Source organism: Natrinema salinisoli (assembly GCF_020405205.1).
Classification (GTDB): Archaea; Halobacteriota; Halobacteria; order Halobacteriales; family Natrialbaceae; genus Natrinema; species Natrinema salinisoli.
Genome location: NZ_CP084470.1, coordinates 362,867 through 386,200, shown reverse-complemented (window position 1 = coordinate 386,200; position 23,334 = coordinate 362,867). Strand labels below are relative to the sequence as shown.

At 59.2% G+C, this 23,334-nt stretch carries 23 protein-coding genes and 1 pseudogene; 13 read left to right on the top strand and 11 right to left on the bottom strand.

All coding sequences use genetic code 11. The annotated features are described in order from the left end of the window. Positions 1-800: 800 nt before the first annotated feature. From LDB05_RS22700 to LDB05_RS22690, 3 genes are all read right to left on the bottom strand, one after another. A complete protein-coding gene (locus LDB05_RS22700) occupies positions 801-1,124 on the bottom strand; it encodes a DUF6788 family protein (protein WP_226008123.1) in 324 nt (107 codons plus the stop codon). 269 nt (positions 1,125-1,393) lie between these two features. Then, complete coding sequence (locus LDB05_RS22695) at positions 1,394-2,227, bottom strand: phosphosulfolactate synthase (RefSeq protein WP_226008122.1); 834 nt, start codon at positions 2,225-2,227, stop codon at positions 1,394-1,396. A 141-nt stretch (positions 2,228-2,368) separates the two neighbouring features. Beyond that, positions 2,369-3,721: an MmgE/PrpD family protein gene (locus tag LDB05_RS22690; RefSeq protein ID WP_226008121.1), complete on the bottom strand. Its 1,353-nt coding sequence runs from the start codon at positions 3,719-3,721 to the stop codon at positions 2,369-2,371. Positions 3,722-3,932: 211 nt separating this feature from the next. Here LDB05_RS22690 and LDB05_RS22685 point away from each other — a divergent pair. From LDB05_RS22685 to LDB05_RS22675, 3 genes and pseudogenes are all read left to right on the top strand, one after another. Next, positions 3,933-4,145: pseudogene (locus LDB05_RS22685) on the top strand (hypothetical protein); the annotation flags it as partial. A 325-nt stretch (positions 4,146-4,470) separates the two neighbouring features. Beyond that, positions 4,471-5,664 (top strand): sodium:calcium antiporter, encoded by a 1,194-nt coding sequence (locus LDB05_RS22680; protein WP_226008120.1) that lies wholly within the window; start codon positions 4,471-4,473, stop codon positions 5,662-5,664. 135 nt (positions 5,665-5,799) lie between these two features. Continuing rightward, entirely contained in the window at positions 5,800-6,621 is an 822-nt protein-coding gene (locus tag LDB05_RS22675; protein WP_226008119.1) for a DUF8054 domain-containing protein, read from the top strand. A gap of 78 nt (positions 6,622-6,699) precedes the next feature. Here the strand turns inward: LDB05_RS22675 and LDB05_RS22670 are convergent, their stop codons facing one another. After that, positions 6,700-6,990, bottom strand: coding sequence for a winged helix-turn-helix domain-containing protein (locus LDB05_RS22670; RefSeq protein WP_226008118.1), 291 nt, complete (start codon positions 6,988-6,990; stop codon positions 6,700-6,702). Between the two features lie 95 nt (positions 6,991-7,085). On the opposite strand from LDB05_RS22670, the gene LDB05_RS22665 reads away from it, so the two are divergent. Beyond that, complete coding sequence (locus LDB05_RS22665) at positions 7,086-7,391, top strand: amphi-Trp domain-containing protein (RefSeq protein WP_226008117.1); 306 nt, start codon at positions 7,086-7,088, stop codon at positions 7,389-7,391. Positions 7,392-7,427: 36 nt separating this feature from the next. Here the strand turns inward: LDB05_RS22665 and LDB05_RS22660 are convergent, their stop codons facing one another. Next, complete coding sequence (locus LDB05_RS22660) at positions 7,428-9,356, bottom strand: aldehyde ferredoxin oxidoreductase family protein (protein WP_226008116.1); 1,929 nt, start codon at positions 9,354-9,356, stop codon at positions 7,428-7,430. Positions 9,357-9,828: 472 nt separating this feature from the next. Here LDB05_RS22660 and LDB05_RS22655 point away from each other — a divergent pair, with 472 nt between their 5' ends. Then, complete coding sequence (locus LDB05_RS22655) at positions 9,829-10,371, top strand: helix-turn-helix domain-containing protein (protein ID WP_226008115.1); 543 nt, start codon at positions 9,829-9,831, stop codon at positions 10,369-10,371. Positions 10,372-10,448: 77 nt separating this feature from the next. Here LDB05_RS22655 and LDB05_RS22650 read toward each other — a convergent pair whose 3' ends face one another. Both LDB05_RS22650 and LDB05_RS22645 read right to left on the bottom strand, forming a co-directional pair. Further along, entirely contained in the window at positions 10,449-10,874 is a 426-nt protein-coding gene (locus LDB05_RS22650; protein WP_226008114.1) for a VOC family protein, read from the bottom strand. Between the two features lie 8 nt (positions 10,875-10,882). Continuing rightward, a complete protein-coding gene (locus tag LDB05_RS22645; protein ID WP_226008113.1) occupies positions 10,883-11,272 on the bottom strand; it encodes a cupin domain-containing protein in 390 nt (129 codons plus the stop codon). An 87-nt stretch (positions 11,273-11,359) separates the two neighbouring features. On the opposite strand from LDB05_RS22645, the gene LDB05_RS22640 reads away from it, so the two are divergent. From LDB05_RS22640 to LDB05_RS22615, 6 genes are all read left to right on the top strand, one after another. After that, positions 11,360-12,253 (top strand): ABC transporter substrate-binding protein, encoded by an 894-nt coding sequence (locus tag LDB05_RS22640; RefSeq protein WP_226008112.1) that lies wholly within the window; start codon positions 11,360-11,362, stop codon positions 12,251-12,253. Continuing rightward, entirely contained in the window at positions 12,250-13,242 is a 993-nt protein-coding gene (locus LDB05_RS22635; RefSeq protein WP_226008111.1) for an ABC transporter substrate-binding protein, read from the top strand. The genes LDB05_RS22640 and LDB05_RS22635 overlap by 4 nt, the downstream gene beginning before the upstream one ends. Next, on the top strand, positions 13,239-14,225 hold the full coding sequence (locus LDB05_RS22630; RefSeq protein ID WP_226008110.1) for an ABC transporter substrate-binding protein: 987 nt from the start codon (positions 13,239-13,241) through the stop codon (positions 14,223-14,225). Before LDB05_RS22635 ends, LDB05_RS22630 begins: the two co-directional genes overlap by 4 nt. Before the next feature lie 262 nt (positions 14,226-14,487). Further along, the gene (locus tag LDB05_RS22625; protein ID WP_226008109.1) at positions 14,488-14,784 is read left to right on the top strand and encodes a DUF4242 domain-containing protein; all 297 of its coding nucleotides are present in this window, start codon (positions 14,488-14,490) and stop codon (positions 14,782-14,784) included. Between the two features lie 146 nt (positions 14,785-14,930). After that, complete coding sequence (locus LDB05_RS22620) at positions 14,931-15,548, top strand: class I SAM-dependent methyltransferase (protein WP_226008108.1); 618 nt, start codon at positions 14,931-14,933, stop codon at positions 15,546-15,548. 115 nt (positions 15,549-15,663) lie between these two features. Then, on the top strand, positions 15,664-16,122 hold the full coding sequence (locus LDB05_RS22615; protein ID WP_226008107.1) for a 2Fe-2S iron-sulfur cluster binding domain-containing protein: 459 nt from the start codon (positions 15,664-15,666) through the stop codon (positions 16,120-16,122). Positions 16,123-16,208: 86 nt separating this feature from the next. Here the strand turns inward: LDB05_RS22615 and LDB05_RS22610 are convergent, their stop codons facing one another. The 3 genes from LDB05_RS22610 to LDB05_RS22600 form a co-directional block, all read right to left on the bottom strand. Next, positions 16,209-16,964 (bottom strand): hypothetical protein, encoded by a 756-nt coding sequence (locus LDB05_RS22610; protein ID WP_226008106.1) that lies wholly within the window; start codon positions 16,962-16,964, stop codon positions 16,209-16,211. A 64-nt stretch (positions 16,965-17,028) separates the two neighbouring features. After that, positions 17,029-18,753 (bottom strand): pyrroloquinoline quinone-dependent dehydrogenase, encoded by a 1,725-nt coding sequence (locus tag LDB05_RS22605; RefSeq protein ID WP_226008105.1) that lies wholly within the window; start codon positions 18,751-18,753, stop codon positions 17,029-17,031. A gap of 21 nt (positions 18,754-18,774) precedes the next feature. After that, positions 18,775-19,701, bottom strand: a complete 927-nt coding sequence (locus LDB05_RS22600; protein ID WP_226008104.1) for a hypothetical protein — start codon at positions 19,699-19,701, stop codon at positions 18,775-18,777. Between the two features lie 188 nt (positions 19,702-19,889). On the opposite strand from LDB05_RS22600, the gene LDB05_RS22595 reads away from it, so the two are divergent. Both LDB05_RS22595 and fer read left to right on the top strand, forming a co-directional pair. Beyond that, a complete protein-coding gene (locus tag LDB05_RS22595; protein ID WP_425498615.1) occupies positions 19,890-22,079 on the top strand; it encodes an AAA family ATPase in 2,190 nt (729 codons plus the stop codon). Positions 22,080-22,170: 91 nt separating this feature from the next. After that, positions 22,171-22,653, top strand: a complete 483-nt coding sequence (fer, locus tag LDB05_RS22590; RefSeq protein ID WP_226008102.1) for a ferredoxin Fer — start codon at positions 22,171-22,173, stop codon at positions 22,651-22,653. 105 nt (positions 22,654-22,758) lie between these two features. Here fer and LDB05_RS22585 read toward each other — a convergent pair whose 3' ends face one another. Beyond that, positions 22,759-23,256 carry a hypothetical protein gene (locus LDB05_RS22585; protein ID WP_226008101.1) on the bottom strand — a complete coding sequence of 166 codons (498 nt, stop codon included), beginning with the start codon at positions 23,254-23,256 and terminating at the stop codon, positions 22,759-22,761. Positions 23,257-23,334: the final 78 nt, after the last annotated feature.

The window sequence follows — 23,334 nt, the reverse complement described above, 5'->3', positions numbered from 1 at the left end:
TGAGAAGTAGAGATGACGACTATCCGAAGGCGAGCGACGATGTGTTATGGTTTAGATCGATGGTAACACAGACACCCCTCTATCGATGTGTTTGGTTCCTCGAGGGGGAGGGGGTGTGATTGATCGGGGAAATCACAGGAGAGGTGCGATACTGCCAGATATCATGGCAAGAGCCGTTCTACCAGCTGATAACTTGAGTCATATACCTTCTCTTCTTCTAGCTTTCTAGAATGAACACTCACACACCCCTCTATCGAAGTGTTCGATGTGTTCTGAACTGCACTTATTCTGTTGCTCTCAGACGGTCTTGATTCGATCCTCCTCTTGTTAACCCATTTCTCTACTAATCCATTTCTTAGGCGATCGCTGTCCAGAATTCTCTTTACTCCAATCGAAATCTCCGTTCTCTCGTCTCTGTTCCTCCTTTACCCACAGATAGAACACTTCGATAGAGGGGTGTCTGTGTTGTGTGGATACGTCCACTTTCTTCGGGTACAATCAGAATCATTGGTTCGGAGAGAGCACCTCGATAATTTCAGGACTCCCGATCGACACATCGATAGAGGTGTCTCTCCTCGCAAATCCTCAGTATTCGGCGTTACTTTTTTCGCTAAAGCACGGCCTTCTCAAAATAGTCTTTCTTCAATCCAATATCTCGGCCTCGAGGATCAATGAGTATCAGTGGAGTCTGTTTGAATCTCTCAATTCTCGAGATTGAAGTGATCTATGCCGACGAACACATCGATAAAGGGGTGTCTCAGAACAATCCAATACAAAATAACGAGTCGATTGACTCCTCCCTACTCGTCCGGATTGACTGGACCCTTGTACTTCGATTTGATTTTGTCACCTTCTCGCCACTGCCAGTAGTAGTAGCGGTTGTCGTTGATTTCCTTGGTCGTGATCGTTGCCTTTCCCGGAACATCGTCCGGGAGTTCTTCAGGGCGTTCCTCAATCGTCTCTTCGTCGCTCTCCTCCGCAAGCCGAACCTCGCGCTCGCGATACTCAGCGAGTTCTTCAGCATACTGTGCGACCTGCTGGAGGAGTTCGGGTGAGTAACCCTCGAGTGTGTCGACGACGTTATTCGGGAGTTCCGTCGGAGGCGTCGGTGGCTCGTAGGACATGGAAGTCGGCCAGTGTTAACCAACACAGACGCCAAGAGCATAGTTTTGTTGGTTAATACGAGTTCAGGCCTTGTCCCTGCCAGAGATTCGAAGCGTTGTCTCGAGTGTGGGTCGGCGATCCTCAACGGAATCCGCTCGTCAGCTTGTGACGCTATGATGACTGCGAGGCCCAGTTCGACGATACCGGTAGCCACATCACAGAACAGTCGCTAATCGCGTCGTTTTCGCGGAGCACCTGGTACGGAGACACCCCTCCGTGAGAGAGCCCGCTACTCACGGTCCCCCTTCCAGGTGACGGTCCGGCCCCACGTGGTCGCCTTCCCCCAGAGCCCGGATCGCATACACTCCAGTTCGACGATCTGGGAATTGTCTACGAAGAGATTGATCTCGGGGCCGAAGTTCTTGATGTACCACTCGAACATCTCCGGGCTCGGTGCCTCGAAGACGAGGTTCTCGATCCCGAGCTCGTTCGCGATCTGATAGGACACATCCGTTCGCCATTCGGTGACCTCCTCGGTGATGCCCTCGGCTTCGACCATGAGAAGATCTGCCCCTGCCTCGAGGTGGCGGCGGCCCTCCTCGATGGCCTGCTCGGGATCCTGTTGGCCCTGCTCCTCGAGGACTTCCGGGTCAGTGGCACCACCAGCCCCGAACTGGACGTTGATCTCCGGTTTTGGCTCGATCTCGTACTCCTCGGCGACGACCTCCGTCATCCAGACCATGTCGTCGGTCCCGATCGCGAGGAACCCACTCGACAGCTCCACGATGTCAAACCCGAGCGACTCGGCCTCCTCGAAGTACTGCTCGACCGTGTCGTTGTCACGGATCAGGACGTTCTCGACGTATCCGCCCGTAGACACCTTTACGTCGAACTCGTGGCAGATGTCGATCAACTCCGTCACCGCATCTTCGGGCATCAACGCGAACGAGCCGCCGCTGAACTTGTAGATATCGACGTACTGTCCCATCGTCTCGAGGATATCGCGAAGCTCGCGCGGTCCCATCGGATCGTAATACGGCCCGCGGATTTCCGTGATACCCTTCTCTCGGGGCTTTTCCTCGCGCTCGTTGTGATGCAGGAACTCGAACGTTCGGTCGACCATAATCCGATCGCATATCCGATCCGCATATCCTTAGTGGAGGGGTGAGGCCAGCTAATTCGATCCGAATTTAGGGGTGTAAGATCCCGAAAATCTAGCGATTCGAACAGTCTGCGAAGCCTGCTCGAGTAGCCGTCCAACGCCCTATGCCAGCAGGGTGACGAGATCCTTGATGGCGTGTGACTCCAGATCCCTGATCGTCGCAACGATATCGTCCCGGCGATCTTCGTCGATGCTAGTACCGGCAGTGTCGTGGAATTTCGACTCGACTTGGTCCCAGCTCATCGGGTTCGTCGGGTGGCCCTGGAAGGCATCTTTCTCGACGACGTGAGTGGTGCCGTCCTCGAGTTCGATCGTCACGCGAGCGGGCATCTCTCCGGCTTCGAACCGGTCAGTGAACGCCCGGTCCTCTTCGACGGTGACGTGCCGGAGGAGGTACTGGACGTCGTCACGGTCGATGCGTTCCGGCTCGTACTGGGCGTTACCCATCTCCCGGTCGAGGAGCGCTGCTGCCAACATATATGGGAGCGAGTGGTCAGCCTGAGCCTTCGTCTCGACCGTATGGCGATCACCTTCGCCGCCGCCGATGATGAGTTTCGCGCCGGCGAACGTTTCCAAGTCAATGAGTTCGACGTCGCTGCCATCGATATTCTCCTGCTCCGCGAGTTCGATAACACCTTCAACGGCGGACTGGGCGTACGTCTCCGCGACGTACCGCTTCGTCATGACATCGTGAACCCTCGTGCAGCCAGAGTCGAGGTCGACCTCGAATTCGCCGCTGATCACCTGTTTCCATCCTTTTTGTCCCTCGAAGAGGTTTTCCGGGCCCTCCATTCCCTCGCTGGCTAGCAAGGCCGCATAGACGGCGTTACGGGCGGCGTTGGCCGATGCGATGCCCTTCCACTCGTTGATGCCGCCGGTACGGGTCACCCTGAGGGCGTTATGCGCAGTTCCGGCGATACCGATAGCATTCCGGGTCGTCTCGGCGTCGAGGCCGAGCACCTTTGCGACGCCACAGGTCGCGGAGACGACTGTGTGGGTCACGTGGTCCCATCCCTTGTCTCGGACCGGTGCATTCCAGGCGAGCTCGCCCTGGACCTCGTAGGCGACACCGATTCCCTTGAGGAGGGCCTCGCCGGAGGCGTCGACGGCCTCGGCCGCGGCGACGACGGCTCCGATGTTGTCGCTCGGGTGGGGCGTCTCGCCGGGTGCGAGAAAGGAGTCCATGAAGTCGAGATAGCGCGTCAGCGCCGTGTTGTGCATCGCGGCGCCGACCGCCGACGCAGTCTCGTCACGTCCCCAGAGCGTGGAGTCGTCGCCGGGGTTAGCTCGCTGGACCGTCCGATGGACGGCGTCCACCGGCTCCGCTCCGAGGGCGTTAATCCCGATACCAGCCGTATCGAGCATACGCTTTTTAAGTTCCTCCCGCGTGTCCGCGGAAAACCCGTCGATGGAGACGCTTTGAACGAACCTGGAGAGTTCTTCCGTCGTTGTCATACTTTCGGGTACGGCTGCTCAGCGGAAACTTCCTTGCCCGCATTCCAAGGGTTTCTCGTCAGCCATGTGGCAATCGGCGTCGATATCCGCGGGGGTCAGCCCGAGGCGAAAACAGCGTTCGAGAACGGGTCCCTGACCACTTAATTGCCTTTTCGCGCGTAGTGACGTCGAATCCCTCCTCGTTGAACGCGTCGATGGCCGCCGCGAGTGCGTCGGTGAAGGAACGCTGTTCATCCCGATGCACTTCGCGACTGGCGCGGTCAACAAACTCACTCAGGAGACGTTCGACCCGCAGGCCGGCATTCCGGAGTACGAAATCTCCAGCGTTCGACTCGAGTCGCTCGGGTCAGCGGCCGACGAGGAAGGGTCGAAAATGCCGGACGTAAGCGGCGGTACTGATCCGAACGTCGTCGGCGACGGATAGCTATCTCGCGGCACGAACGATTAGTCCGTTTTGCGATTCACTCGCTGGTCGAGCTGTCCTGAGTGGATTTCTCGTAGTTCTCCTCGAATTCCGCGTTGATCTCGAGCCCGTTTGGTATGTCTTGGCCAGTGATCACAGATTACAGAGTCGCTGAAACCCACAAATTCGCGCAATAAGTGTTCACATATGAAATCACACATTTCTACCGATGAGGGGAAGCGACTCCAGTTGTGGACACGGGTTCCAACGTTCCGTGTATAATTTTCCAACGAAATTCTGTACCCGAGAACGTATATTCATAATGGAAACTATCGCAGTTCACCATATGCATGTGAATCGTTCACTCACTATTGTACTCGTCTTATTAGTAGCCGTCTCACTGACCGTCGCTCCGGTACTCGCACAAGAGGGTGAGACGGGTGAAGCGGAAGAAAGCGAAGGCGGTATCGAAGGGGCGATCGAGGGATTCATCGAGGCACAGGGGACGGTCGGTGCGGTACTCATCCTCCTCGGTGGTATCGCGTTGCTCATGGTGAGTACTGAGAAACTGATCAGCTATCTCGCCCGCGCGTCGCTCAATATGAAGATGTCGTTGTTCGCGCTGGCGATCATCTTCACCGGGTTCGAGTTCGACGATACGATCCTCGCACTCGTGCTCTCGTCCGGTGAACTGGAAGGCGCCGCCCTGGGGATGGCGCTCGGAACGGGTCTGGCGATTACCGGCATCACACTTGCGGGGGCAGCTATCGTCCGCCCGTTCCCGGTCGATCTCCCCACGGATTACCTCGTCATTTTTGTGCTGTCGCCGTTCGTCCTCGTTCCCTTCGTTCTTCTCGGAACGTTGACGTTCATTCACGGAGTGATTTTGACTGGATTCTTTGTTTTCTCTTTTGCATACTTCATTCTCCGGGAGCGTCAGCGCGACGTCCCCGTGTTCCGAAACACTGAATTCGGGGAGGAAATCCGAGATCTCCGGCCCGACGGCGGAACGGCTAGACCCAACTCGCTCGAGGAAATACCCGAGGATCGATTTTTCGGGAACTTAACCGATTCCGGAATCGTATGGCTCGGTCTCTCCGTCATCGCTCTCGCCGGCATCGTCTTCGCGGCGATGTTGCTCGAAGGTGGGTCCGAAGTCGTGATCGAAGGATTCGGCATCGATCAGACCGTTTTCGGGGCGACGTTCCTCACGCTGATTCTCACGTTCGAGGACATCATGCTCACTATCGAGCCGATCCGACGAGGATTCCCCGAGATCGGCGTCGGAAACGTGATCGGGAGTGTACTCTTCTCGGTGACGGGGAACGTCGGCGTGATCATGTTCCTCAGCGAGGTCAGTATCGAATCGTCCGTGCTCACGTTGCATCTCCCCGCCGTGATTATCGTGACGGCTCTCGCCGCATACTTCCTCTACGAAGGTTATCTGAAGCGGTGGCACGGCGTTCTGCTCGGTGGCCTCTACATCGCTTACTGGCTGATCGCGATCTTCGTGTTCGGCGGAGTGCCGATCAGTGGCTGACTCGCGGTCGCGAGCGTTCGGTCGACCTCCTTTCACATCGACGAAAGGCGGAACCGGTCTGTCTCGCGTGCAGTACCGACAGCAATCCGGAAGGCCCGGAAATTTGATTTCTCGTCGGCCTAATATCTACTCGAGATGGAGGCCCTCAACGCTTTCAAGCGGAACGAATACACCGGAGAAAACCGGTGCACGCCGTGCACCGCCGTAAACGTCGGTATTGCGATAATACTCGCCGGGGCCGCGGGAGTCGCCGCTGGGACTGGCGTTGGAATCGTCTTCTTCCTCGTTGCACTCGCTCTCATCTATTTTCGCGGCTATCTCGTACCAGGGACGCCGGCACTCACGAAACGCTATCTCTCCGCGTCGGTGCTCGAACTGTTCGGCAAAGAACCGGTCGCAGGGCGGGCCTCCAGATCGATCGACGCCGACGCAGCGACCGAAGAGCAACTCGTCGCCATCGGTGCCCTCACGGACGCCGAAGCCCCGGCGCTGACCGACTCGTTCGCTACCGCGTGGGAGGCAGCAATCGAAGGGATCCGTTCCGAGGATATCGATGAGTCCGTGCTTCGGACACTCTTTGGCACCGATGACGTCTCGAGACACGCTGCGACCGGGGCCGTCATCGATGGGAACCAATCGATACGCTGGATCTCCGAATGGGCGCTGATCGCTGACGTTGCTGCGGGTCGTCTCCTTGCGGAGCGGGGCAGCGGATGGGAAACCCTGTCACCGAACGACCGAATCGCCCTTCTCCGGAGCCTTCGTCTCTTTATCCGCGTTTGTCCGGCCTGTGGTGGAACCATCGACGTTACGGAAAGGACGGTTGACCCGTGCTGTGAGCGCCCACACACGCTGATAGAGGTCGCGTGTTCGGACTGTGAGACGCCACTGGCCGACGATGCAGTGGTCGGAATTGACGATGACGCGCCGGGGCGACTCCGCGCGATTCGAGAGTGAGACGCAGCAGTGGCGGATTCATCCCACGGCTAAAGCCCCGGGCGTTCTCCTGTCATTCGCGTACTCACTTTTTCCCAGTCAATCAGACGGACTCTCTGTAGATCGTTCGTTGGCTTGCAGGACGAACGATCGTTCAGGTGGCGGTGACGCTTCGAACTGTACACTTCGAACTAACCGGTAATATTTTCGATTTCCCTGATAATAGTGTTCGAGTAATTCCGCGTCTTCGAGCACCGAGAGGTGGTGCGAAGCCGTTTTTCCGTCCATTCCGACTGCTTCGGTAAGCTCTGAAACGTACATCGGCCTGTGCGTGAGCTCGCGGAGGATTTCTAGGCGCTGGCTGCTTCCGAACACCTCGAGCAGCGTCATACGAATACACGAGTAGGCCCGATTATAAATAGTTACTCGAGAAATGTTATGATTTCATCCACAAACTTAACCAGTGGCAGTATAAATTAGATACTATGGTCAAAAAGGTTGATTTTCCGAGCAGCCAACCCCGGGACACGACGACGATTACGGACGGGTTCTTCGAACGGGAAGTGTACCTGTCCGGGGGAGACACGGCAGCGTTCCTCCGGACGTTAGCGGACGCCGTCGAGGACGGCAACGAATTGCAAATAAGCGGTGACGACTGGGAAATCCCGTTCGAGTTCGCCGAGCCGATCGAAGTCGAGATCGAATTCTCGAACCAATCGGAAGCCGAGCTCGAGATCGAACTCGAGTTCGAGGAACCGAAGACGGGCACGGGCGACCTGAACGTCGAGTGATCGTCGAATCGGTAGTTGGCCTCTCCTATTTGGATATCAGTCGTCGCTCGGTGCCGCTGCACCGCCGTCGTCGGCACTGACGCCGGTTCCGGGTCCGACCTCGATCCCGAGGTCGTCGAGTTTCTCGTCGGGGACGACGCCGTCGACCCAGCCGCGGTGCTCGTAGTACTCTGCCTTCATCTCGTCGAGTTCGCAGTATTCGCCCTCGCTGGCACCCTGGCCGGGGATGCCGTCCTCGAGGAAGCGCTCGGGCAGCGAGTCGTCGCTGCCGTCGAAGCCGTTGAGGTTGTTGTAGTAGCGCTCGAGGTTGTAGATCCGCTCGCCGGCCTCGAGGAGGTCATCCTCGGAGACGTCGCGACCGGTCATCCCGTTGTACTGAGTGACGTACTCCTCGATGCCTTCGGCGAACGCGTTGAACTTGCAGATGTCGAAGGAGTCGCTGATCGCGTGGAGGTCCTGGAACTGAGCGGTGAGCTCGCCCTTGCCCTCGTACTCGTAGGGGTCGACTTTCTCGGGAATACCGAGGATCTCCGCGGCGGGCGTGTAGCCGCGCAGGTGGCAGGCCCCGCGGTTCGAGGTCGCGTAGCCGATACCCATTCCTTTCATGCAGCGCGGGTCATAGGCGGCGATGGTCTGGCCCTTGACCGCCAGCGAGTTCTCGCGGGCGTCCATCCGGTCGGCGACTCGGCGGGGCCCCTCGGCCAGCAGATCCCCGAGGTCGTCCTCGCGGCGGGCGATCCGTTCGATCAGATCGATCATCGTCTCGGAGTCGCCCCAGTCGAGTTCGCCGACGTCCTCGAGTTTGCCCTCTTCGGTCATCTCCATGGCCATCGCCATCATGTTACCCGCGTCGATGGTGTCGACGCCCATGTCGTTACAGCGCTCGAGCATGACTGCGATTTCGTCGCGGTCGGTGTGGCCCGAATTGGGGCCGAGCGCGTACGCCGACTCGTACTCGTAGGACTCGGTGCGGACGTTCAGCTCTTCACCCTTGTGCATCACGTCGACCTCGACTTCTTTCTTGCAGGCGACCGGACAGGAGTGGCAGGTGGGTTCGTCGACGAGAATGTTCTCGCGGACGTTCTCGCCGGAGACGCGCTCGGCGTCGATGTCGACGCCCTCGGCTTCGCGCATACTCTTTGTCGAGGTGTACTTTCCGTTCTTGGTCGGGAGGCCGTCCATTTCCTCCCCGATGTTCATCAGGACGTTCGTCCCGTACATCGAGAGTCCGCCTTCGTTGGGCGCGGTGACCTCCGATTCCGTGATGGCCTGCATCGCCTGCTGGTGGCCTTCCTTGAAGGTCTCCGGATCAGCTGGCTTGGGCATCTGCGTGGTCGACTTGATGACGATCGCTTTGAGATTCTTCGACCCCATTACGCAGCCCGTGCCACCGCGACCGGAGGCCCGGTCGTCCTCGTTCATGATGCAGGCGTACTTGACGCCGTTCTCGCCGGCGGGACCGATCGCCATCATCGAGAGGTTCTTGCCGTAGGATCCCTCGTGTTCCTCCTCGAGTCGGTCTCGAGTCTCGTGGACGCCCTCGCCCCAGAGGTGAGAGGCATCCCGGAGTTCGACCTCGCCGTCTTCGACGTAGGCGTACACAGGTTCGTCGGCTTCTCCCTCGAAGGTCAGGCCGTCGAAGCCGGCCCACTTGAGGCGGGCCCCCGACCAGCCGCCGTGGTGACTGTCTGTAATCGTCCCGGTCAGCGGCGATTTCGTACAGACGGCGATCCGGCCGCTCATCGTGACCTGCGTCCCCGACAGCGGCCCGTTCATGAACGCGAGCAGGTTGTCCGGGCCAAGTGGATCGACCTCCGGTCCCTGGTCGAAGATGTACTTCACCCCGAGTCCCCGCGCACCGATATACTTCTTTGCGTCCTCGTCGTCGATCGATTCGTATGTGACCCCTCCGTCCGAGAGATCGATACGAGCAATCCTATCCTGGAAGCCGCCTATGTCACTCATGTTACCGAACAGCATACTGTATGCTCTCTTTTGAAATAATTGTTGCCCAACTCACGTAACTGCGATTAGTTATATTTACTCCGTAGGTGTTATTTTGTAATAGATAATTGGGATGACAATGTTAAGAATGATTTTGGAATCGTGTTTAGATTACAAAGAACGCTTCTCCGATTTTGGCCAGTTACTGTTCCACAATGATTTCGAACCCTATCATGTCCGAACTCGGCTGGTTTCCAGGAAGTTCACGACGGATTCGCAGCGGCGCTCAGTGACCACACGAGAAAACGAATTACAATGATAATATAGTGCGGTATGATGCAATACATCTTTCGAGAAGAGAACCTATAGTTTGGTAATTGTATGAAGATTTATTACGTGCCTGCATCAACGAACGCTCAAGAGCAGAATGAACAGTAGAGACGATTTCGACGCCGAACTCTCTCCGAGAGATATCGTTCTTTTGAAGGTCCGTATGGATAACCCGACGGCCCCCGTTCGGGAAATCAGGGATATCCTCGCGGATCAGTACGGCATCGAACTGTCGCACAACCGGGTGAACGAACTTCTCCACGAAATGTCTGACAAAGACGTCTTCCGGAAATCGATCCAACCAAACAAACGAATCTTCGATTACCACAGCTTCAGAATCGCGTTTCACTATCCCAACTTCGAGGACCAGTGGGAAGAGTGCTACTGGGAACTCGTCGAGGACCCGCACGTCGTCATGTTCTGTAACGCGGACAGCAACTACCATTGGCAGCTTTTGATGCAGTTCAGCGGCGACCACGAGGCGGAGCAATGGATGCATCACTTCTTCAAAAAGCACGGATCGCTGATCGCACAGTTCGATAACACGAAGCTACCGACGGTTCACAAGTTCGAAACCAATTCTTCCGTCTTCGACGAAAAGCTCTGGCAGACGGAAGAAGGGCGTGAATATCTACAGACCGCACGAGAGGAGCGCAGCGACAAAGAGACCATTGCCACTGACGGGAGTGGCGATACGCAGTCGTAGGCTGCCACCGTTAGCTGAATCGAGGCGTTAAGCCCCCCTCCTCAGCGAGCGCAAGCGAGCGAGTAGGGTGGGGTAGTTCACACGTCGTCGTGAGTAAGTAACGTGCGCTCGATATCGTCGGGGACCGGCTCGTACGTGATGATCTCGAGGAGATTACCGTCCGGATCCAGAAAATAGAATCCTTCGAAGGAGTCCCAATCGTACGGCCCCTGCTTCGGGAACTGGCCGTCGAGTTCGGATATCATCCGGTCGTAGTTCTCGCGACCGGTTTCGAACGCGAGATGCGCCTTATCGAGTGGATGCGTAATGTTCTCTTCGTCCCACTCGTCGGCTCGTCCCGTTTCAGCGAGCGTGAGGACGGTCTCTCCGGCTTCGAACATCGCGTGTTCGCCCTGAAAATCGGATGGTGGCCGGAGCAAGTCTAACTCGAGTACCTCGCGGTAGAACTGATAGCAGGCGTCGAGATCGTTGACGTCTACGTTGATGTGATCGATAGCGTCCATACGGAATCCTACTCGTCCGATTCGATCGGATCGGTTTGCTCTGGCTCACTCGCAGCGCGGTCGTCTCCCCAGCTCGGGGCGTTTCGAGGAGGACTCAAGACACCGATCCCCACGGCAGGTTCGTCACTGCGGTTCTCCGCACCGTGGAACTCGTCGCTGGAAAAGACGTAGGAGTCGCCGGGTTCTAGCGGTACTTCTCCGTCTTCGAGAACGGCGACGAGCCGACCGGAGATGAGAAACCCGATCTGTTCGTTCGAATGCCGGTGAGTGGGGAGGGTCGCTCCCGGTTCAATCCGCCAAAACTTCATGCTCGCCCGCGTCCCTCCTGCGAGGTCTGCCAGTCGGACCCCCGGGGAGGGCTCTCCGTATTCACGGTCAGTTCTGCACACGCGATCCATGATAGGCGACAAACATTTCACCTACTTACTTAAAACTTCCCACGATACTATTAATAACTAGTGTAATGTCCACGACTTAGATGGAAAATGAATGACAAAGTACGACTGTTTCATCTCCCGTTCTCGTTCATGCTGCCACAGAAGGTGGCGGCCGAGAAGGGATACTTCGAAGCGGAAGGGCTGGAGGTCGAGCTGGTTGAACGCGATAGAGGCGACGTCGACTGGAAGTACATTCCCGCAGAGGAGTCGCTGACGGACGATCACGGCGTGGATATCTACCCGATCTGCAAGTGGGAAAGCATCAAGCGGACGTGGGAGATGGATGACGGCCGGATCGTCGGGAAGGGAACGTTCGCGAACCAGCCGTACACCGTCTACGTTCGCGAGGAGAGTGATCTCGCGGACCCGAGTGATCTCGCGAACGTTCCAGTCGGGGTCAATAAACGAACCGGCCAAGAGTACACGGTAATCCGAGCACTCGAGAACCACATGCCGAGTGATGCGGTAACACTCGAGCATCACGGGATGCCGACCGATCGACTTCGTGCGCTTCGGGACGGGGACGTTGAGGCGGTCTCGTTGCTGGAACCACAGAGCACTCTTGCCGAGAAGCTCGGATTCCGACCCGTTCTGCAGTTCGAGAATCATATGGGTATCGTCGGTGCCGACGCGGTTGACGGTAGTGTCCTCGAGAAATTCATACGAGGATACGAACGCGCTGCATCGGACATCAACGAACACCCGTCGGCGTACCGAGACGTCTATCTCGAGATGCTACGAGCGGACGCCGACGTTGCACCAGACCTCTTCGACGACGTCGAATACGACGCGCTCCTTGAGGATATCGAGGTTCCGCGGTACGAGTCGCCGGAGGTCGCCGATCGCGAGGAGTTGTCCGACCATCTCTCGTGGATGAAACGCCGCCAACTCGTCGACGAAAGCGCCGATATCGACGCGATCGTTGCACCAATCGAACGATGAACGTCGAACGCCAACAGGCCGTGCTGGACGCTCACCACGACGCCGCCGACGGTCGTCCGGTTATGCGTGCTCGCTTCGAACACAACGGAAGCCCCCGTTACATGCTGTATACGATCAAACGGCTTGGCATCGACCACGAGCACGGCTTCCACCTGGACGTCCAACTCGTCTCCGACACGTTGGAAGGGGGGATGGAGACCGTCGAAGCGCGCTTACAGGACGGCGATGCCGATCTCATCGATATCGACTACATTTCCACCGCCCGCGAACGCTCTCGCGGTGCCGATATCGTTGCCATCTATCCGTACGGTCGAACGGTCGGTAAACTCGTGGCGCCGGAACGTACCGATATCGGGGGATTGGCTGACCTTTCGGGCCACCGTATCGGTGTCGTTCGGCGCCTCGACAAGAACTGGATTCTCACCCGTGCGGCGTGTCGATCGTACTACGGCTTCGACCCCGACGAAACGGCCACGCCAATCGAAGCTGGCTCGAAGGTCGAACTCACCCGGATGCTTCGCGACGGCGAAGTAGATGCAGCGCTCCAGTTCTGGCAAATCGTTCCCGAAATTACGGAACGAGGACCGTACGAAGCGGTCGTTTCGATGGCCGACGTCGTGCAGCGTCTGGCTCGGACGGATAACCGCGTACCGGTGTCGACGTTCCTGACCAGTGAGGAATTCCTCGCCGAACGGGAGACTACCGTTCGCCGGTTCACGGCGGCGTATCGCGACGCCGTCGATCGGCTCCTGACCGACGACGATCTCTGGGACGAAATCGGTGAGAAACTGATGACCGACGACGAGCCAGTGATTGTCGCGGCGATCCGGGACGGCTGGCGCGACATGGTCGTCCGAGAGTGGGACGCCGAGACGGTTCAGGGGATGGAACAACTGTTCGATCAGCTGCTCGAGGTCGCCGGATCGAACGCGCTCGGCGTCGACCACATTCCGTCGGGAACGTTCCGCCTTTTGGAGGAAGACCGATGACTACCGTCACCTTCCAGCTCAACTGGGAGCCAAACGGTTTTCAGGCACCGTACTTTCTCGCCCGCCGAAAGGGATTTTATGAAGCGGAAGGGCTCGACGTTCAGTTCGTCGAGGGGCACGGCTCGCCGTTCGCGGCTGAACAGACCGCTCGCGGTCGCGCCGATGTGGGTCTCGCGGGTGCCAGCGCCGTCCTCGCGAAAGGGAGCGAGGGGTTCGACCCGCTAGCAGTCGCCGCGCTGACGAAACGGACTCCCGCGGCGATTTACACGCTCCGTGATGTCTTCGGTGAGCCGTTGACAGACCTGTCTCAGCTCGCCGGAAAGACGGTCGCACCGTCGGCGACGAAAACGAGGATCCTCGCCGCACAAGCCCTGGAACAGGTCGGTATCAGAGATACCGTCGACCTCCTTGAGGTGGATCCGAACACGCATCACCGGGTCGAACATCAACTACTCGACGGAAGCGTCGATGCAGCCGTCGGGGTCGTCACGAACGGGCGCGAACTCGAACGCGAGTACGACCGGCGGGCCGACGAGCTTGCCATCGGCGAGTCGCTCGGCGTTTACGGGATGATGCTCGTCGCAAACCGCGAATTCGCGGAAGATGACCCGGACGCGGTTCGATCGCTGCTTCGCGCGATCGCACGAGGATGGATAGAAGCGACCAACGACCCGGAAGCGGCGCTCGATGCGCTCGTCGATCGGAATGCGACGCTGGAGCGACGAAGCGAGATCGAACTGGCGAAGTTCCGCGCGGCTGCCTCGGAGCTTCAGTATTCCGACCACGTACGTGAAGCGGGGTGGGGAGTCCATCAGGCCGACCGCTGGCGACGGCTCGGCGAACTCCTCGCCGAAACCGACCTCCTTGACGGCAACGTCGATCCCGATGATGCGTGGACGAACGCGTATATCGACCGGGATGCGCCGCCGATACGGGAGTACGCGACACGAATCGGCCGGAACCCAGCGGGGACCGGCGGGTGAGCGCGTGACTCGAGCTCGCTTTGCTAGTCGTGTCCAGTATCGACGGTCCCTACAATCTGAATCGTCCTCGTACTCCGGCTAGACTCGTCTCGTCGGTACGACAACCCGAACTGTGAGAGGATTGCTCCCCCGGACTCGGAGGCGACTGGTCTCGGCGGCCTGCTGCTCAGGTTCGACTGTCTGATGAGGCCGAGGGATTGAGAATCGAGATACGAACGTCCGAAAGTATTACAAATACATGAATCGTGTGTATGGTTGACGTATGAGTTCACCAACGGACGACTTCCTGATCCTGAGAGAGCTTCCGGAACCGATTACGACCGACGAACTGGACGCGGCAGCGGAGCAATCCGGAGAGGCGCTAAAGGAACTCCGCGATGAGGGTGTCGACATTCGCTGGGTGGATTCGGAGGTAATGACGAATGACGACGAAGAGGTCGTCGGGACGTTCTGTCATTACAGCGCGGAGAGTGAGGACGCAGTCCGCGAACACGCTGACCGAGCCGGACTTCCGGCAACGAAAATCACGCGTCGAGGTGAACCGTTGTCCGGAGAATGAGCGGCGGGGAAACGACCCCGTTGCACTGGTATAACTTCGGACTGTATCACTGGCGGGAACGGGGGCGCCGACTGCTGTTGGGTTTGTTGGCGATTAGCGCCGGGCTCGCCATCGGACAGTCCGAACGTCGAACTCGAAGAAGTACTGTGATCGCAGTTACCCTCGTATTATTCCTCTGGGGAGGTGCAACAGTCCGATCGGCAGCAACGTCACTGCTATCCCCCCCACCCTGGGTACTCGACCGCGAAAAGTACGACGCACTGGCCGCCGAAATCCCGCTTTCGGAGTCCGAACGGATGCTCGACATCGGCTGTGGGACCGGGCGATCCCTCGTCGGGCTTGCACCCGCTATCCCCGAGCGCTGCTCGCTTCTCGCGGTCGACGTGTTCGATGATCGAATCATCCTCGGCAACGGACCGCAATTAGCGAGCCGGAACGCGCGGCTCGCTGGCGTCGAGGTGACGCCGATGCGGGGGGACGCCGCACGTATCCCGTTGGAGGAAGATACCGTCGACATCGTCACGCTCTGTCGCGTGCTCCACGACCTCTCGGCGACTGATGCCCGCGAGACGCTTACCGAAGCACGCCGCGTCTGTACACCCGGTGGGACAGTTGGGGTACTCGCGCTTCCGTACCCACACGACGAGGATGCCTCACCGGCAACCTACTGGAGCGAATTAGTCGCTGATGCCGGACTCACTGTCAGTACCGTAGTCGAGCGTGAGGACGGCTATGTCATCGTCGTTGGCACTGCCCCCGAGTGATCGAACAGTACGCTCGAGGAGACAGCCTGAACGCTATCGGACGAGATATATTACAATTCCAGACTGAGATGGCTGTCGCGAAAAATTATAACTGTGTGTGACGATAGCATAGCATATGGATATCGAGCTCCCCGCAGTAGGGCCAGGGGCGAAAGAGACCGCCGACAATGGGGAGGATTTACCGCCAGTGGAACTGGAGTATCTCAGTTATCGGGCCGTCGTCAGGAACGGTTGGAGCGTCGAGGACGACGATCTCTTCGAGAAAGCCGCGGAGGAGAACCTCAGCGAGCGGTATCACGGGAAAATAGAGATCGATCGGACCGAAACGCTTCTGCGGTCGGCCGAGGAGAACGACCTGAAGTGGGGGTCCCAGTGCCGATCCGGCACCTGTAACGTCTGTACGGCGGTCCTAAAGAGCGGTGAGGCAGAGATGGACATGAATCTTGCCCTCTCCGACGAGGAAGTCGAGGAGCGGAATTTGCGACTCACCTGCGTCTCTAAGCCCGAAAGTGATACGCTTCAGATGGTTTTCAACGCGGCTCCGGAAGCGGACGGGAATCCGGGTGGTGGCTGATCCCAATAGATTGAGAGGCCACGACCACCTGCTGGCAACCCGATCACGGCGTGATCAGCTTCGAATCGATCAGTGCGTTGTCCGAGTCAGGCCGTTTTGACGCTGCGCAGCGTCCGGGCGGCTGCTTTGATTTCCGTTCCGGCGTCCGGTCGCGGATCGGCGTCGACGTGAGCCTCGAGTTCCTCGATGCGGTCGAGTACGGACTCGAGCGGTGGCAGTGCGGTCGGGTCCGCCGATGCGACGTCGGCGAGTGCTTCGGCAGCGAACCGAACGGTTCGTTCCGGATCGGACTGGATGAGTGTCGCGTACGCCGCGATGGTTTCGTCGAACAGGTGTGGTTCCTCTCGAACCACTCCGACGAACGATCGAGTGATGACCGTCTGGGTCGGTAACGTTGCGTCCGGCAATCGCTCGGCAACGACCGGGTCGGCGTCCGCGACCGCTTCGGGGTCGGCCATTCCGATCCGAGTGAGCGACCGTATCACCGCTTCTTCGATGGCCGGTGCAACCGTCTCCTCGAGCACGTCGACGAGTTGCGGTGCGACACCGGAGACCCGTTTCGGCTCGATACTGGCGAGTTCGGCGATACCGACGGCCCCGGACAGCCGAAGCGAACCGCTCTCCTCGGAGAGAAACGAAACGAACGTCTCCTCGTAGGGGGCGACCAGTTCGGGGTCCTCGTTGGCCGCCGCACGTAACGCCCGCCCGGCGTCCATACGCTCGCTCAGTTCGTCGCTGGCGAGCCGGCTGTCGAGTTGTTCGTTCACCTCGGGGAGAACCGTCGGGTCGTCCCGGACGATTCGCTCGAGTTCGTCTACCGCGCTGATGTCTTTGATTGCCATGAGTGGTGGTCGTATCGTCCGTGTCGCTGCAGATAGTACTTGGCCAAAAACGGGGATCAGCGGGTTACGCTTCAAGCGAGAAGACGGCGAGTCTGTCACCGCGCGGCCCGCGACCGACGAAGCCGCTGCCGCCGACCTGGATCGCGACGTACTGTTTCTCGGTCCCGGGATCGTACCAGCTGACCGGATCACCGCCGATAGCCTTGTCTGAGAGATCGAACTCCCAGAGCCGCTCGCCGTTCTCGGAGTCGTAGGCGACCATGTTTCCGTTCTGTGTCCCGGCGAACAGGAGGCCGGTAGCAGTCGTCATCGTCCCTCCCCAGAGGTACCGGTCGCTGTCGATCCAGTCGCGCCAGACGACCTGTCCTGTGGTGGGGTCGACTGCGGCGATAGCACTGATGTGGCCGTTGTAGTCGTCCGGCACGTCCTCTTCGTCGGGTTCGACGTCGACGACGCCGCCCCAGAACTTTTCTCCGGGCCTGTACTCTTCGCTGCGCCACTTTACCGAGTGGGGCGTATTGAGCACCTTATGGTAGCACAGACCAGTCCCGGGATCGTACGCCGACGGCTGCCAGTCCTGCCCGCCGAGCAGTCCCGGCAGCATGACGTACTCGCGCTCCTCGTCGACGTGGGGCACCATCTTCATGAAGTTGATCTGCTGAGTGATGGGTTCGCCACGCACGAGCAGGTCGCCGGTATCCGGATGCATGGTGTAGGTCCACGAGGTCTTCCCGGCGTTGTAGACGATATCTCCCTCGTAGTCGCGGTGGTCGATTTCCACGTCGCGAAGGATCATTCGCATCTGTGCGGAGTCGTAGTCCCAGATGTCGTGTGCGGACTCCTGGTGGGACCACTGGATCTCGCCGGTGTGGATGTCGACCGCGATCGTCGAGCACGTGTTGCGGTTCGGCCCCGGTCGGACGGTGCCGTTGAAGTCCGGGCTCGGATTGCCGACGTTGAAGTAGAGCAGTTCACGCTGCGTATCGAGCGTCGGACTCATCCAGTTGGTGCCGCCGGACTGCTTGATCGAGTCGCCGATGTACTCCTCTTCGGGGCAGGGGTGCATCCGCCAGAGTTCTTCCCCGGTTTCCGCATCGATCGCACAGTGGAACCCGCGCACGCCGTACTCCCCACCGGCGCTCCCGGTGAACAGGATGCCATCGTACACGATTGGAGCCCACGTCGCGGAGTACCCCTCCTTGTAGTCCGCGGTGGACGTGTACCAGAGCTCATCGCCCGTGTAGCGATCGAGCGCTTGGACGCCGGAGTCCAGTGAGGTCATGTAGATCTTGTCCTCCCAGACGGCGACGCCGCGGTTGTTATCGTCACAGCACAGCACCGCGTCCTCGGGCGCGGGATAGGTGTAGCTCCAGAGGGTCTCCCCCTCGCGGGCGTCGATCGCCTTCACGTGACTCGGTCCGTTCGTCTGATACATTACGGGCGGATCGCCCGGAACGATGACGGGCGACCCTTCCATGCTGGAGTTCGCGCCGACCGTCATCTCGTACTCGAGTTCGAGTTGGTCGACGTTATCCGGCGTGATGACGTCGGCCGTCGCGTAGCGGTGTCCCTCGTAATTGTTGGCGAACATCAGCCAACTTTCGGGGTCTCCGCTCCCCTCGTCGAGCATCTCCTGTGTGACGTCGAACCGGGGGATTCGATCGGTGTCGTGCTGGTCGAGAACCGACTCGTCCGGAGCGTTGAACACCTGATATCCGAGGTCGGTCTCTTCGACGATCGTTTCGCTTGCGGCCTTGACGGCTTTGTCTTCTTGATCTTCTGCTGCCATTGTTGAATCTCGTTAGTGTCGTTATCGTGCCGATGACGGCGCTCGTTTCTCCTCGTGGAGCCAGAACACTTCCTGCATCAGTTCTTCCATGTTGACGATGGTAATCGCGGCTCCCGCACTGAGCGCGGCGACCAGTTGGCCGTCGGTCAACTCCCCGTCAGTCGTGGCTATATCTCGGACGGCCCGGAGGAACAGGTAGACTCCCCCGAGGATCGCTTTCGTCCGCCAGAACGCGTTGTCAAGGATGTCCTCGGTGAGGAGGATTTCCTTCTGGACGAGATGCCTATCGAGTGCCTTGATCCACAGTAATCCCCCGCCGATAGCTCGGTGATACAGCGGTGGAACGTAGTCGACGTTGAATTCGACTCCGTCGGGGATGTCCCGCGTGGGAACCCACCGAGAGAGACGCGTGTTATTGTCGACGACGGTCAGGAGTAGTGCCGTCCGCTCGCGGTCGTCGAAGCCGCAGTCGGTCAGGTCGTCGAGCAACCCGTCCGCGTTCACTACTTCTCTTGCCGTATGATCGATGTGTTCCGCCGTAAACGCCGGCAGGTTCTCCTCGAGACTCTCAAAGAGGCCGACATCGACGAGATGATCGTAGGCATCCCAGATGGGGTCAATCAACTCGCGGTAGAGTTCGTCTACCCCCTCGTCTCCGGGGCCGTGTCTGGCAGGGACACCGGTTTCACGAACCGTTTCAGCGCCTTCGAACGCCTCCTCGAGGTCGGAAATCGCCGACTCGAGGACGTCTCCCTCGAGCTTCCCCGTTAGATCGCTTCGGATGGACTCGCCCATCGTCGCGAACTGCGAATCCGTTCCCGAATCGATCACGTCTCGGAGTTCCTCGAGCGTCGGCTCCGAGTCGACGCTCGATTCGGCGACCCCTAATTGTGTTGTCAGTTTTCCCCTCTCTCGAGCGGTGATTTGTGGTTTGTATGACCTACCCATGAGGTGTTCTATCACACCTAGTCTCGGCTATTAAATGTTATCACTAACGGCATATATCTGCTTACGGGACAATTTGTAATATTTCATTTCGAATATTCGCACAATTTTCCATCCAATCGTGGGAGAACGGACATGGGTGATAACAATACCCACGGGTTGATGTAGATGGCGACGAAAATACAGACCGAATGGAGTTCACCGTCAAAGCGGCACTTCGCTCGGAGTCTCCCACTGATGCTGTCGCCACGCTTACCGCGACCGCGATGAAGGAACTCGAGGTCGCCGATGGGGATCCTGTTCGAGTCGTTTCAGGCGAACAAACGGTCGCTACCAGAGCCCGGACCGGAACGAGTGAGACGATGAACGAACGCGAAGTTCGACTCCCGCGATCGCTTCGACAATCCTTGGGGGCCGATATCGGTGAGACGGTATCAGTTGAGGGAGCTAATGCGAGGGAAGCCGATCAACTGACGCTCTCGCTTCCCCCAGACGTGACGGAGGAAATCGCCATCGATCTCACGAACGCGCTCGTCGATCGTGTCCTGATGGCCGGGCAGACGATTGCTGTCGGGGACGATCCGAACTCCGGTGCCGGACATACCGCTGCTACCAGTCACGGCGTTCCGGTTCACGTCGCCGAAACCGAACCGTCCGGTTCGGTCGTCGTCCGCGATTGGACGACCGTTCGGCTCTCGGGCTCGTCGATCGACGGGTCGTCGCTCGTTCCGCCGGTCGAATCGACGACTGGGTTCGACGAAATCGGGGGGCTCGACGCGGCCATCGATCAGGTACGGGAACTCGTCGAACTCCCGCTAGCGAATCCCGAACTGTTCCGGACGTTGGATATCGATCCGCCCCACGGTGTCCTCCTGTACGGGCCGCCCGGGACGGGAAAGACGGCGCTCGTTCGAGCGCTGGCTGACGAAGCGGACGTTACGCTTGTAACAGTTCGAGGGTCCGATGTCGTTTCGCTCGACCCCGACGGGGAAGATCCGTTCGAGACAGCGATGGCCCAAGCGGAGGAGAATGCGCCGGCGATAGTGTTTGTCGACGATCTGGACGTGCTGACGGACGATTTAGGCGGCGAACGGGGTCACCGACGGGTCGCGAGGCTCGTCTCCGTACTCGACGACCACGACCCCCGATCGAGAGTTGCCGTCGTCGGGGCGACGGCCAGCCCCGAGACGCTCGATTCCTCGCTTCGCCGTCCCGGTCGGTTCGACTGTGAGATCGAGGTTCCGGTTCCGGATCGAGATGACCGGCGGGAGATACTCGACGTGTACACGGAGGGTGTTCCCCTGGCCAATGACGTCGATCTCGATCGGATCGCAGAACGAACCCACGGATTCGTCGGGGCTGATCTCGAACGGTTGATTCGCGAGTCGGCGATACAGGCGCTTCGGCGAAACGGACTCGACCCCGAGGGTACCGACGGTACGGTCGATGCAGCCGTTCTCGAGACGCTCGATGTAACGTCGAGCGACGTCGACGTCGGGATCCGTACCATCGATCCCTCGGCGCTTCGGGAGGTGTTCGTGGAAGTGCCGGATGCGACCTGGGACGACGTCGGCGGACTGGCTGAAACGACCCAACGGCTCCGCGAGACCGTCCAGTGGCCGCTGGAACACCCCGTTGCATTCGATCGGGTCGCGCTTCGACCGGCCAAAGGCGTGTTGCTGTACGGGCCGCCGGGAACGGGTAAGACGCTGTTAGCGAAAGTCGTGGCCAACGAGGCCCAGTCGAACTTCATCTCGATCAAGGGGCCGGAACTCTTGAACAAGTACGTCGGCGAGTCCGAACGAGGGATCCGTGAGATATTCGAAAAGGCACGGGTAAACGCACCGTCGGTCGTCTTCTTCGACGAGATCGACGCGATCGCAGCCGAACGCGGCGGCAGCACCGACGCCGGCGTCGGTGAACACGTCGTTTCACAGCTGCTGACCGAACTCGACGGGCTGGAAGAACTGGAAGACGTCGTCGTCATCGCGACGACAAATCGTCCCGACCTTCTTGACGATGCGCTGATGCGTCCCGGACGGTTCGATCGCCACATTCACGTTGACGCTCCGGACGAGGACGCGCGCCGCCAGATTTTTGCGGTTCACACGCGCGACCGCCCTCTCGCCGACGACGTCGATCTCGGAACTCTCGCCGAACGAACCGACGGCTACGTCGGTGCCGACATCGAAGCCGTCTGTCGCGAGGCTGCGTCCGTCGCCGTCCGGCAGTACGTCGGTACTCCGGATGCGGATCCCGGGAAAATCGATATTACCGCTACGCACTTCGAGGAGGCACTCGAGACGGTCGACCGCGAACGCGACGGACAAACGAGCGCGCTTTCCGATCCGTTGCCCGATCTCGACGACACGAGACAGTAGCGTCGCTCCTCTCCCGATCGATCATGCGTGCGCTGAAACGGGTCTCGACCGTAGAAATAAATGGACCTACATTGATGGTCATTGTGAACGTATGTCTGACGATCGGGAGCTGCCGAACATCAAAGCCGGACGAGGAGGCGACCGACGCTTGGAGCGGGCGGACGACGGCGAGACTGCTACCGTGGAGTATCTCAGCTACGGAGCGTTACAGCGCCACGGGTGGAGTCGCGACGACGAGAGTCTCTTCGAGAAGGCGGCCGCAGCCGACCTTACTGACCGGGAGCACGGGACGATAGAGATCAACAAGAACGAGTACCTCCTCGACGGGGCCGAGAACGAGGGCTGCGACTGGCCGTTCGAGTGTCGCGCCGCCTCCTGTGCGAACTGCTGTGCGTTCCTCGTCGAGGGCGACCTCGAGATGGATATGAACCTGTTCCTGACCGACGAGGAAGTCGACGACCGGAACCTTCGACTGACGTGCGTGGCGAAACCTGCGAGCGACGAGCTAAAAGTCATCTACGAGGCCAGGCGCGCCGACTACCTCCAGAACGTCGTCGGCGAACGGGAAGTGTAGCGGTGCTTCTGTCCGACTCTGCTGGACGGGCCCGACAGCGCTGGTTCAGGTCCTGTGTCGGTCGACAACCGAAGGCCCTCGTCTCCCTGTCGGTACGCCCATGCACTATTCTTTAGTCGCGTCCTCTCCCCGGATCGCCGCCGCCAGCCGCTCGTCGGGAGCGGAATCCGCGATGAGCCGATCGTCCTCGTAGCGACGGACCGTCGAGAGGTCGACGTCGTCCTCGAGGGAGTCGAGGATCGTCACGAGCAAGAGCGCCTGCCTGTCGAGGCGGTCCTCGAGCGCGTTGATGTTGTTGAACGCTTTCTCGGCGAACGCCGTGAGCGATTCCGAGAACTCGGAGAGCTTTTCTTCGTTCTGTTTGACTTTTCGCTCGTTCAGACTGATGCGAGCGAAGTCGTCGACCGTCTCGATCTGTCGCTCGAGGGAGTCGAGTTCGTCCCGCAAGTCGTCGGTCTGTGATTCGACGATTTCCTCAATTAATGCTTCAACGGTCCCCGTTTCGGATGGGATATCCTCGCCTCTATCGTCGGTCGTTTCGGTGACCGTCGTCTGGTCGGTCCCGTTTCGAGGCGTCTGCCGGTAGTGGTCAGCTGGCGACATATGATGCAGATTAACACACAGCACGATATAAGTTATCACTGTTCACAGAATATTCGGAAGCAGCGATGCCAGGAGAAC

Excerpts from the sequence above, each read along its gene's own strand:
- LDB05_RS22625 (WP_226008109.1), top strand. The coding sequence starts at position 14,488 with ATGAGTTCACCAACGGACGACTTCCTGATCCTGAGAGAGCTTCCGGAA.
- LDB05_RS22675 (WP_226008119.1), top strand. The coding sequence starts at position 5,800 with ATGGAGGCCCTCAACGCTTTCAAGCGGAACGAATACACCGGAGAAAAC.
- LDB05_RS22695 (WP_226008122.1), bottom strand. The coding sequence starts at position 2,227 with ATGGTCGACCGAACGTTCGAGTTCCTGCATCACAACGAGCGCGAGGAA.
- LDB05_RS22645 (WP_226008113.1), bottom strand. The coding sequence starts at position 11,272 with ATGGATCGCGTGTGCAGAACTGACCGTGAATACGGAGAGCCCTCCCCG.
- fer (WP_226008102.1), top strand. The coding sequence starts at position 22,171 with ATGTCTGACGATCGGGAGCTGCCGAACATCAAAGCCGGACGAGGAGGC.
- LDB05_RS22655 (WP_226008115.1), top strand. The coding sequence starts at position 9,829 with ATGGATAACCCGACGGCCCCCGTTCGGGAAATCAGGGATATCCTCGCG.
- LDB05_RS22660 (WP_226008116.1), bottom strand. The coding sequence starts at position 9,356 with ATGAGTGACATAGGCGGCTTCCAGGATAGGATTGCTCGTATCGATCTC.
- LDB05_RS22610 (WP_226008106.1), bottom strand. The coding sequence starts at position 16,964 with ATGGCAATCAAAGACATCAGCGCGGTAGACGAACTCGAGCGAATCGTC.
- LDB05_RS22605 (WP_226008105.1), bottom strand. The coding sequence starts at position 18,753 with ATGGCAGCAGAAGATCAAGAAGACAAAGCCGTCAAGGCCGCAAGCGAA.
- LDB05_RS22665 (WP_226008117.1), top strand. The coding sequence starts at position 7,086 with ATGGTCAAAAAGGTTGATTTTCCGAGCAGCCAACCCCGGGACACGACG.
- LDB05_RS22615 (WP_226008107.1), top strand. The coding sequence starts at position 15,664 with ATGGATATCGAGCTCCCCGCAGTAGGGCCAGGGGCGAAAGAGACCGCC.
- LDB05_RS22650 (WP_226008114.1), bottom strand. The coding sequence starts at position 10,874 with ATGGACGCTATCGATCACATCAACGTAGACGTCAACGATCTCGACGCC.
- LDB05_RS22680 (WP_226008120.1), top strand. The coding sequence starts at position 4,471 with ATGCATGTGAATCGTTCACTCACTATTGTACTCGTCTTATTAGTAGCC.
- LDB05_RS22700 (WP_226008123.1), bottom strand. The coding sequence starts at position 1,124 with ATGTCCTACGAGCCACCGACGCCTCCGACGGAACTCCCGAATAACGTC.
- LDB05_RS22585 (WP_226008101.1), bottom strand. The coding sequence starts at position 23,256 with ATGTCGCCAGCTGACCACTACCGGCAGACGCCTCGAAACGGGACCGAC.
- LDB05_RS22690 (WP_226008121.1), bottom strand. The coding sequence starts at position 3,721 with ATGACAACGACGGAAGAACTCTCCAGGTTCGTTCAAAGCGTCTCCATC.
- LDB05_RS22635 (WP_226008111.1), top strand. The coding sequence starts at position 12,250 with ATGAACGTCGAACGCCAACAGGCCGTGCTGGACGCTCACCACGACGCC.
- LDB05_RS22670 (WP_226008118.1), bottom strand. The coding sequence starts at position 6,990 with ATGACGCTGCTCGAGGTGTTCGGAAGCAGCCAGCGCCTAGAAATCCTC.
- LDB05_RS22640 (WP_226008112.1), top strand. The coding sequence starts at position 11,360 with ATGAATGACAAAGTACGACTGTTTCATCTCCCGTTCTCGTTCATGCTG.
- LDB05_RS22595 (WP_425498615.1), top strand. The coding sequence starts at position 19,890 with ATGGAGTTCACCGTCAAAGCGGCACTTCGCTCGGAGTCTCCCACTGAT.
- LDB05_RS22630 (WP_226008110.1), top strand. The coding sequence starts at position 13,239 with ATGACTACCGTCACCTTCCAGCTCAACTGGGAGCCAAACGGTTTTCAG.
- LDB05_RS22600 (WP_226008104.1), bottom strand. The coding sequence starts at position 19,701 with ATGGGTAGGTCATACAAACCACAAATCACCGCTCGAGAGAGGGGAAAA.